Raw genomic sequence first — 9,357 nt, 5'->3', positions numbered from 1 at the left:
GGAGGATTAGCTCAGCTGGGAGAGCATCTGCCTTACAAGCAGAGGGTCGGCGGTTCGAGCCCGTCATCCTCCACCATTATTTAAATAAATCACCTTATTATCGCGGGGTGGAGCAGTGGTAGCTCGTCGGGCTCATAACCCGAAGGTCGTTGGTTCAAATCCGGCCCCCGCAACCAAAATGGTCCCGTGGTGTAGCGGTTAACATGCCTGCCTGTCACGCAGGAGATCGCCGGTTCGATCCCGGTCGGGACCGCCATTTTTTAAAAAATATGGGTCAGTAGCTCAGTTGGTAGAGCATTAGATTGAAGCTCTAAGTGTCGGCGGTTCGATTCCGTCCTGACCCACCATATTTTTTTGCCGGTGTAGCTCAGTTGGTAGAGCAACTGACTTGTAATCAGTAGGTCGTGGGTTCGACTCCTATCGCCGGCATCATCCCTCGGAGGGGTAGCGAAGAGGCTAAACGCGGCGGACTGTAAATCCGCTCCTTAGGGTTCGGCGGTTCGAATCCGTCCCCCTCCACCATTTTTAGGGGCATAGTTCAACGGTAGAATAGAGGTCTCCAAAACCTTTGGTGTGGGTTCGATTCCTACTGCCCCTGCCAGGTTTCTAGGTACTCGTTATCAAACACTGCTGTGATTATATATAGTGGCGATTGTGGCGAAGTGGTTAACGCACCGGATTGTGGTTCCGGCATTCGTGGGTTCGATTCCCATCAGTCGCCCCATTTTAATAATTGGGGTATAGCCAAGCGGTAAGGCAACGGATTTTGATTCCGTCATGCCTAGGTTCGAATCCTAGTACCCCAGCCATTCATTTTTTAATAGGAGCCATTAGCTCAGTTGGTAGAGCATCTGACTTTTAATCAGAGGGTCGAAGGTTCGAGTCCTTCATGGCTCATCAGTTTTTATAAATGCGCCCGTAGCTCAATTGGATAGAGCGTCTGACTACGGATCAGAAGGTTATGGGTTCGACTCCTGTCGGGCGCGCCAAATTAATACTTATCGGAATGTAGCTCAGCTTGGTAGAGCACTTGGTTTGGGACCAAGGGGTCGTAGGTTCGAATCCTGTCATTCCGACCATTTTATGGGGCCTTAGCTCAGCTGGGAGAGCGCCTGCCTTGCACGCAGGAGGTCAGCGGTTCGATCCCGCTAGGCTCCACCATTTATATATTACGGAGGTATACCCAAGTCTGGCTGAAGGGATCGGTCTTGAAAACCGACAGGCGGGTAACACCGCGCGGGGGTTCGAATCCCTCTACCTCCTCCATATTTTTTTCGGGTCAGTAGCTCAGTTGGTAGAGCATTAGATTGAAGCTCTAAGTGTCGGCGGTTCGATTCCGTCCTGACCCACCATCTGCGGGTGTAGTTTAATGGTAAAACCTCAGCCTTCCAAGCTGATGTCGTGAGTTCGATTCTCATCACCCGCTCCAAAATAATGGGCCTATAGCTCAGCTGGTTAGAGCGCACGCCTGATAAGCGTGAGGTCGATGGTTCGAGTCCATTTAGGCCCACCATTATTCCGAAGTAGCTCAGTTGGTAGTAGCACCTGACTGTTAATCAGGTTGTCGCAGGTTCGAGTCCTGCCTTCGGAGCCACGGCCCCTTGGTCAAGTGGTTAAGACACCGCCCTTTCACGGCGGTAACACGGGTTCGAATCCCGTAGGGGTCATCAAGCATGTTGCACATTCGTGTAACATGCTTTTTTTATGCCAATTAAAAGCTAAAAAGGATCACCCTTTGTGTTAAGGAAGTTTTATTTCGAATAGCCGTGTTATAACGTCTATTCCTAAGTATTGGGAAGGGCTTAATCATGATAAACAAAATCGGTTTTGCAACTGAAGATATCTCTTGTATAACCAATTTCTACATACAAAAAGGCTTTGTCCTTTATAATCCCCTGAAATTCTCATAATAGCACTTGAAGCGAAGGTGTCTATCTTTTCCCTAGTCTCAAAAATGATAAGAAATATTGAACAAAGTATTTCATATATAAAATATGTATGTTTTTTTGCAGATTTTTTCGTGGTGATAATAGTTCCATTCCTCTAATATGAGGGTAGATGGAGGAGTTCGATATGAATTTACATGAAGTACAACGATTTTTAGAACTTTATCAAGTAGAGCAAGACGAGTCAAAAACATGGCTAGAAAATAAATTACAGTATATTAAAACAACTGGAGAATATATACCGACAACGGAAGAACTAATCTTTGGTGCACGAGTGGCGTGGCGTAATAGTAATAAATGTATTGGTCGATTGTTTTGGCAATCGCTGCATGTTGTTGATGCCCGTGATCTTTCACATGAAGAGGATATCTTCAACGCTTTGCTTAAACATATTCAATACGCAACAAATGATGGGAAAATTCGCCCGACAATAACGATTTTTGCACCAGGGCGAGTTCGTATATGGAATCATCAGCTAATTCGCTATGCTGGCTATGAAACGGAATCTGGAATCGTTGGTGATCTGCATTCCGTTGCGTTTACAAAAGTATGTGAATCACTTGGCTGGCAGGGTGAGAGAACAGCATTTGATGTGCTTCCGCTTGTCGTACAGGTGGATGATAGAGAGCCACAAGTGTTTATAATCCCTGACGAATATGTACTAGAGGTACCGATTCGCCACCCAGAATCTTCTCAAGTAGAAAAGCTAGGATTAAAATGGTATGCAGTGCCGATTATTTCGAGCATGCGCTTCCAAATGGCAGGTATCGACTTTGAGGCAGCTCCATTCAATGGTTGGTATATGGGTACAGAAATTGGGGCACGTAATTTAGCAGATCATGATCGCTATAATATGCTACCCGCTATAGCAGAAATTTTTAACCTTGATACAACTAAACAGGCTTCTCTATGGCGTGACCGAGCATTAGTTGAGCTGAATATGGCCGTTCTACATTCTTTTAAAGAAGATGGTGTGAGCATTGTAGATCATCATACAGCTGCACAACAATTTAAATTGTTTGAGGAAGCAGAAGCAGCAGCAAATCGCGAAGTTACAGGCAATTGGACATGGTTGATTCCACCTCTTTCACCTGCTACAACCCATATTTATCACAAGCCTTATGTTAATGTTTACAATACACCGAACTATTTTTATCAGAAACCACCTTATTAATAGAGAAAGGCAGCTCACGTTAACTTTATTTCAGCAAGTGTCCAAACACTCGCTGAAATAAGATTATGAGCTACCTTTTTTAATTTACATATTCATTTTTAGAAGCTCTAAATGAACATAAGAAGAGTATGAATGCTACGACAACAAATAACCAACCAGTGATATCCCAGCCACCAAATATATCATGTAAATAACCAAATAAAATTGGACCGATTGCGGCTAATAAATATCCTAATGATTGTGCAAAACCTGATAAATCAGCTGCCTCAAAAGCGGTACGGGTACGTAATGTAAAGAACATCATCGCTAATGAGAATGAAGCTCCTCCGGCTAAGCCTAGTAGTACCATCCAAAGTATAGCGAGGTTCGTCCATTCCATTACTAGTCCGATAAAGCCAATTAAGTAAAATGCCGTAAACATGAATACGAGAGGTCGTTGAGATGTCATTTTACTAGCAATAATAGGCACAGCTAAGGCCATTGGGACTTGTGAAAATTGCATGATGGAAAACATCCATCCTGCACGATCTGCAGCTAATCCTTGTGCTATATATATTTCAGGAATCCAAGCAGCGGTTGTATAGAATAATAACGACTGAAATCCCATAGCTCCCGCTACTGCCCAAGTAACAGGTGATTTCCATAAAGGTGTACGTTCTTTCGTAGTTTTAACATTAGGCTCCGGCTTATTAAATTTCAACTGTGGAATCCAAATTAAAATGGTTAACGCCACAAGAACAAGTGCGACTGCCAGAGCACCTTGCCAGCCAATGGATGAATGGGCAACAGGATAGCTAACGCCAGCGCCAAGCCCAGCTGTCAAATTCATCGACATTGTGAAAAATGCCATAAGCAAACCTACGTGATAAGGAAACTTCAATTTAAGTAATCCTGGAATAAGTACGTTACCGAATGAAATGGCTATACCAATTAGCGCAGTGCCAAATACGAGCAAACTAGTTGTGCCGAGGGAGCGTAGTACAATCCCTAATGCCAAAAGAATAGTCGATAAAAATAATGTTAGTTCTAGCCCGATTTTACGTGCGACAATTGGTACAAAAGGTGAGATAATTGCAAAAGCTAGCAATGGGATTGTTGTTAGAAAACCCGCTAATGCATAGGATATGCCGAGGTCTTCTCGGATAAAGGAAATAATAGGTCCAACAACTGTTAGTGGCATCCGTAATGTCGAGGCAATACAAATTACGCCGATCACTAGTAATAAGGTTGTACCTTTCCAGTTAATTTTCCTGCTAGGATAAGTATCGTTATGTTCACGAGTAGTCAAATAAATCCCCCCTGTTAGAACAATTATGATTGAACCACTATACCACTTTATCACAATAATAAAAATAGTTGAAAATTCACAAAATATAGAATGTTACTCGGGTTGTTGAAATGCCATATGTCATATGTTAGAATAATATTCATCATAAATTTAATAATATGCCTCATGTTTATATTGAGGTAGAGGTCGCGGTATTTAAGAGTATGCTAATGGAAATGACAAGCATTTAAGATATTAGTTGAAAGGAAATACTGCCGAAGTGTGAGGGGACTTGAAAACCTCATGCTGGGGCTGTCTCCGAAAGGAACAGAACTGTCACGTTTGGACAACGTGTTGAGCTATCATTTTGAAAGAACAGAGGATTCTTAGCCATCACTGCCGTTCATGTGATGGCATTTTTTTCGCCTCTTAAAAGGAAGGAAGCTAAATTGTGAGTGAAATAAAAGTCAATCAGCTCGGCCATAAAGCGCCAAAGTTGAAAAAAGAATTAAAAAGCCGTCACATTACAATGATTTCATTAGGCGGTACAATCGGTACAGGATTGTTTTTAGCTAGTGGTGGTGCCATTGCACAGGCAGGCCCTGGCGGTGCGCTTCTTGCTTATGCATTAATCGGTATTATGGTTTATTTTTTAATGACGAGCTTAGGCGAAATGGCAGCCTATATGCCATCATCGGGCTCATTTAGTACGTATGCTACAAAATTTGTGGATCCAGCTTTAGGTTTTGCACTTGGTTGGAACTATTGGTACAACTGGGCAATTACAATTGCGGCAGAAATTTCAGCTGTATCATTGATTATGAAATATTGGTTCCCAGATAGCTCTTCAGCACTTTGGACTGTTTTATTTATTGCTGTCGTTTTATCGTTCAATCTATTATCGGTAAAAAGCTATGGTGAAAGTGAATATTGGTTTGCCATGATAAAGGTTGTAACTGTAATCATTTTTATTATCATCAGTTTCTTAATGATATTTGGTATTTTAGGAGGAAATGCTCCGGTAGGCTTTACGAATTTCTTTATTAGTGATGGACCATTCCACGGTGGTTTCCTTGCTACATTTGGTATTTTCTTAGCTGCGGGATTCTCGTTCCAAGGAACAGAATTACTTGGAATAACAGCGGGTGAAACAGATGATCCTGGTAAAAATATTCCGAAAGCTGTTAAGTCCGTTTTCTGGCGAATTCTTTTATTCTATATTTTAGCGATCGGTGCAATTGGTTTGTTAATTCCGTTTACAGACGCACGTTTGCTATCTGAAGATATCGCTGTTTCACCGTTTACACTGGTGTTCGACCGTTTAGGAATTGCCTTTGCCGCATCATTGATGAATGCTATTATTCTAACGGCAATGCTGTCAGCAGGGAATTCAGGGCTGTACGCATCTTCTCGTATGCTTTGGCAATTAGCGGTAGATGGACATGCACCTAAATTTTTCGCTAAACTAAGCCGTCGAGGTATTCCAATTTACGCATTACTGGCGACTTTAGCTGTAGGCTCTCTAGCATTTTTAGCTTCATTCTTTGGTGATGGTGTGGTCTACATGTGGCTTCTAAATGCCTCTGGGATGTCAGGCTTCATTGCTTGGCTAGGAATTGCATTTAGCCATTATCGTTTCCGTCGAGCGTTCGACGTACAGGGCTTAGATCCGAAATTGTTACCGTATAAAGCGAAATTATTCCCATTCGGTCCGCTATTTGCCTTTACGGTTTGTATGATTGTTGTTATTGGACAAAACTACAATGCCTTTATGGGTGGTTCAGTAGATTGGTACGGAGTCCTTGTCTCGTATATCGGTATTCCACTGTTCTTACTGTTATGGCTTGGCTATAAAATTAAGCATAAAACAAAAATGCTTCCACTTGAGCAATGTGATTTAAAAGTAGATTAATAAATAATAAACTGTCCTGTGAGCCATAGAAAATGGCTTGCAGGGCAGTTTTTTTTAGTTAAAAAATGAATTGGCAAGCTCAAACATACAATCTTGTCAGAGAAAAATTAAATCCTTTAAGCCCAAAACCCCCCATCCCCATAATAGTAATCATTGATCCGTTTTTTTATTTTAGGATCTTCAGATAAAATTACTGGAGAAAATAAAAGTGGACTTTAGCTTTTCAGACCGTCCCTCCATTTTTGGTGCCCAACCTTAATATGGTAAACTGTTTTAGAATGAATAACCACCAAATTTTGGTTATGGCATTTGTTGAAACGTATATCGTTTATCTTCATTCAGTAGAAATAGCTGTACGTAAAAGCATAATAGGTGAGAACAAATAATCACAGGAGGGGGAAAGATGATAGACTATCCATTTTTACAAAACAGATTGAAAAAAGAAAAGATAAATACCTTTTTAATTAATAGTCACGGTAAAACGATATTTCGATACTATAAAAACAAGAAACAACAACAGAAACTTCATAAAATTAATTCTTGTACAAAGGGTATTCTTTCAATTCTATTTGGCATTGCAATAGATCGTAAATATTTGGCATCTGTTCATATACCTGTCCATTCTTTTTTTCCTGAACTATTCGAACGACAAGATGACAAACGTAAAATGGATATGACAATATATCACCTTTTAACAATGACAGAAGGATTAGATTTCCCGGAATTCGGAGAATGGAATTGTTTTGCTCCTATGGTATTTCATTCTGATATAGTAAAATTTATAATAAATCGTCCGATGGTACATCCAGTGGGTACGCATATGAATTATAACTCGGGTTGCTCCCATATACTATCTGCTATATTGCAGCAAGTTACGAGTATGAAAACAAAAGAATTTGCCAATCGTTATTTATTTCAACCATTAGGTATTCAAGAATATCAGTGGTACGAGGATAAGAAGAAAATTAGTAAAGGGGCAGATGGTCTTTTATTAAAGGCAGAAGATATGATGAAAGTGGGGCTCTTAGTTTTAAAGAAAGGCGTATATAACGAGAAAAGGATAGTTTCGGAGGATTGGATTAATCATTCGATAAAGCCGAATTTAATGACTTATGAAAAAATCGGTTATTACGGGATGCATTGGTGGGTAAATAAACAGAATGAAACTAAAGCTTTTTCGGAAGATAATCACTATTTTTTTGCATTAGGCTTTGGGGGGCAATATATTTTTATTTGGCCAAAGGAAGAACTAGTTATTACTATCACAGGTGATTTGTATGAAACTAGTTTATTACCGCTTCAATTAATAAAGGATCACATCTTGAGATAATCGTTATGATGATGAGCCAATAAAATGAAATTTTTACATTTTAGAATAGAGGTGCATGGAAGTGCAAAAGCGCATTTTACTAGTAGAAGATGATGAAGCCATTCGTGAAATGGTAGAAAGCTATTTAACGATGGAGGGATTCCTTGTCACCTCTGCAGTAAATGGAGAAGAAGCAGTACAAAATTGTTTAAACAATCTCTTTGATTTAGTAATCTTGGATATTATGATACCGAAGCTTAATGGATTAGAAGTTTTAAAGATTATACGAGAGCAAGCATCACTTCCAATTATCATCATGTCAGCGAAGGATAGTGATGTTGATAAAGCATTAGGGTTAGGATTAGGGGCAGATGATTATATTGCCAAGCCGTTTTCGATGCTGGAGTTTTCGGCACGTGTCAAAGCCGCAATTAGAAGAGCTACAAAATACTCCGGTCAAGTAGAGGATAAGGCAGATATAGTAGAGATAGACAACTTATCGATAGACCTTGTTAATTTTTCGGTTGAGAAGAATGGACAAAATGTAAAGCTCACGTCAAAGGAATTTGCTATTTTAACGTTATTCGTGACAAATCGTAATCGAGTTTTTACGAAGCAGCAAATTTATCAATTGATTTGGAATGATGCTTACTATGGAGATGAAAATATTATTAATGTACATATAAGAAGATTACGAGAAAAAATTGAAGACGATCCGTCCAAACCAAAGTATATTAAAACGCTTTGGGGGATCGGCTACAAATTTGAAGGGTAAACAGCATGATTATATGTCTATTGCTAATTATTGTATTACTCGTAGGAATTATTATTTTTCAGATGAAGGCAAAGAAACAACAAGATGATGAGATTCAATACATGCATAAAAAGCTGCAAACAATCATTGATGAACAATCGAACGAAAAGATTTTAGTATCGACAGGTAATCAAGAATTACAGCAGCTACTAATCGCGATGAATGCATTGTTAGACCACAACCAAAAAGTGCAAGCAACACATCTGAAAATGGAAGAGTCTATGAAAAAAATGTTGGCCAATATTTCGCATGATCTTAAAACACCTTTAACTGTTGTGCTAGGTTATACGGAAATGCTGCAGCTACAGCCATCACTTAGTGACGAGGAGCGGCAGCGCTTGCTCACTGGCGTTCATTCGAAAACATTGGACGTATTAAAAATAATCCATACATTTTTTGATTTGGCAAAATTGGAGGCTGGAGATACAGATTACCCAATGACGAAAATTAACGTAAGTGAAATTTGCCGGAAAAACATTTTATCATTTTACGATATGGTCATGTCATTGGGGTTAGAGATTGATATAACAATACCGGAGATATCTGTATATGCACTTGGTAATGAGGAAGCATTAGATAGAGTTTTGAATAATTTATTGTCAAATGCGATTGCCTATGGGGCGGCAGGGAACATCCTTGGACTCACAGTAAGAACTGATGATACGAATATTTGTATTGATGTATGGGATCATGGTAAAGGGATTGACGAATATCATATCGATAATGTTTTTGAAAGAATGTATACGCTTGAGGATTCTAGAAATAAATCCTTCCAAGGGAGTGGACTTGGCTTAACGATTACAAAACGTCTTGTAGAATTAATGGATGGCTCCATCCAGCTTTCCAGTATTCCATATGAGAAGACCATTTTTACGATTTCACTAAAACGAATGATGTATTGAACAGCCGTGCTTGTAGAGCATTTAAAATGCTTT

General features: G+C 39.8%; 6 protein-coding genes, 19 tRNA genes and 1 riboswitch. Of the genes, 24 read left to right on the top strand and 1 reads right to left on the bottom strand.

Annotation, left to right across the window (positions count from 1 at the left end; genetic code table 11):
* From ABNX05_RS21865 to ABNX05_RS21770, 20 genes are all read left to right on the top strand, one after another.
* Positions 1-76, top strand: a tRNA-Val gene (locus ABNX05_RS21865).
* 25 nt (positions 77-101) lie between these two features.
* Positions 102-176 (top strand) — tRNA-Met (locus ABNX05_RS21860).
* A gap of 4 nt (positions 177-180) precedes the next feature.
* Positions 181-256 (top strand) — tRNA-Asp (locus ABNX05_RS21855).
* 15 nt (positions 257-271) lie between these two features.
* Positions 272-347 (top strand) — tRNA-Phe (locus ABNX05_RS21850).
* 9 nt (positions 348-356) lie between these two features.
* A tRNA-Thr gene (locus ABNX05_RS21845) sits at positions 357-429 on the top strand.
* Positions 430-438: 9 nt separating this feature from the next.
* A tRNA-Tyr gene (locus tag ABNX05_RS21840) sits at positions 439-522 on the top strand.
* Positions 523-527: 5 nt separating this feature from the next.
* A tRNA-Trp gene (locus ABNX05_RS21835) sits at positions 528-601 on the top strand.
* A 47-nt stretch (positions 602-648) separates the two neighbouring features.
* A tRNA-His gene (locus ABNX05_RS21830) sits at positions 649-724 on the top strand.
* Positions 725-734: 10 nt separating this feature from the next.
* Positions 735-809 (top strand) — tRNA-Gln (locus ABNX05_RS21825).
* Between the two features lie 15 nt (positions 810-824).
* Positions 825-897: transfer RNA gene (locus ABNX05_RS21820), tRNA-Lys, on the top strand.
* Positions 898-912: 15 nt separating this feature from the next.
* Positions 913-989: transfer RNA gene (locus ABNX05_RS21815), tRNA-Arg, on the top strand.
* A gap of 13 nt (positions 990-1,002) precedes the next feature.
* Positions 1,003-1,079 (top strand) — tRNA-Pro (locus tag ABNX05_RS21810).
* A 6-nt stretch (positions 1,080-1,085) separates the two neighbouring features.
* Positions 1,086-1,161, top strand: a tRNA-Ala gene (locus ABNX05_RS21805).
* A gap of 12 nt (positions 1,162-1,173) precedes the next feature.
* Positions 1,174-1,266: transfer RNA gene (locus ABNX05_RS21800), tRNA-Ser, on the top strand.
* Between the two features lie 10 nt (positions 1,267-1,276).
* Positions 1,277-1,352 (top strand) — tRNA-Phe (locus ABNX05_RS21795).
* 3 nt (positions 1,353-1,355) lie between these two features.
* Positions 1,356-1,429: transfer RNA gene (locus tag ABNX05_RS21790), tRNA-Gly, on the top strand.
* A gap of 7 nt (positions 1,430-1,436) precedes the next feature.
* A tRNA-Ile gene (locus tag ABNX05_RS21785) sits at positions 1,437-1,513 on the top strand.
* 4 nt (positions 1,514-1,517) lie between these two features.
* A tRNA-Asn gene (locus ABNX05_RS21780) sits at positions 1,518-1,594 on the top strand.
* Position 1,595: 1 nt separating this feature from the next.
* Positions 1,596-1,667: transfer RNA gene (locus tag ABNX05_RS21775), tRNA-Glu, on the top strand.
* Between the two features lie 406 nt (positions 1,668-2,073).
* Positions 2,074-3,120 (top strand): nitric oxide synthase oxygenase, encoded by a 1,047-nt coding sequence (locus tag ABNX05_RS21770; protein ID WP_349661636.1) that lies wholly within the window; start codon positions 2,074-2,076, stop codon positions 3,118-3,120.
* Positions 3,121-3,199: 79 nt separating this feature from the next.
* On the opposite strand, the gene ABNX05_RS21765 is transcribed toward ABNX05_RS21770, so the two are convergent.
* Positions 3,200-4,432 carry a CynX/NimT family MFS transporter gene (locus ABNX05_RS21765; protein ID WP_432760163.1) on the bottom strand — a complete coding sequence of 411 codons (1,233 nt, stop codon included), beginning with the start codon at positions 4,430-4,432 and terminating at the stop codon, positions 3,200-3,202.
* 148 nt (positions 4,433-4,580) lie between these two features.
* A riboswitch (Lysine riboswitch) is annotated at positions 4,581-4,757 on the top strand.
* An 81-nt stretch (positions 4,758-4,838) separates the two neighbouring features.
* Here ABNX05_RS21765 and ABNX05_RS21760 point away from each other — a divergent pair.
* The 4 genes from ABNX05_RS21760 (at position 4,839) to ABNX05_RS21745 (ending at position 9,324) form a co-directional block, all read left to right on the top strand.
* Entirely contained in the window at positions 4,839-6,299 is a 1,461-nt protein-coding gene (locus ABNX05_RS21760) for an amino acid permease (protein WP_079562983.1), read from the top strand.
* 403 nt (positions 6,300-6,702) lie between these two features.
* On the top strand, positions 6,703-7,629 hold the full coding sequence (locus tag ABNX05_RS21755; RefSeq protein WP_349661634.1) for a serine hydrolase domain-containing protein: 927 nt from the start codon (positions 6,703-6,705) through the stop codon (positions 7,627-7,629).
* Between the two features lie 61 nt (positions 7,630-7,690).
* Positions 7,691-8,383 carry a response regulator transcription factor gene (locus ABNX05_RS21750; protein ID WP_349661633.1) on the top strand — a complete coding sequence of 231 codons (693 nt, stop codon included), beginning with the start codon at positions 7,691-7,693 and terminating at the stop codon, positions 8,381-8,383.
* 5 nt (positions 8,384-8,388) lie between these two features.
* The gene (locus tag ABNX05_RS21745; RefSeq protein WP_349661632.1) at positions 8,389-9,324 is read left to right on the top strand and encodes a sensor histidine kinase; all 936 of its coding nucleotides are present in this window, start codon (positions 8,389-8,391) and stop codon (positions 9,322-9,324) included.
* Positions 9,325-9,357: the final 33 nt, after the last annotated feature.

The sequence above is a fragment of the Lysinibacillus zambalensis genome, from assembly GCF_040183165.1.
GTDB classification, from domain to species: Bacteria; Bacillota; Bacilli; order Bacillales_A; family Planococcaceae; genus Lysinibacillus; species Lysinibacillus zambalensis.
The sequence above is the reverse complement of the archived record's forward strand: the minus strand, read 5'-3'. Positions and strand labels throughout refer to the sequence as shown.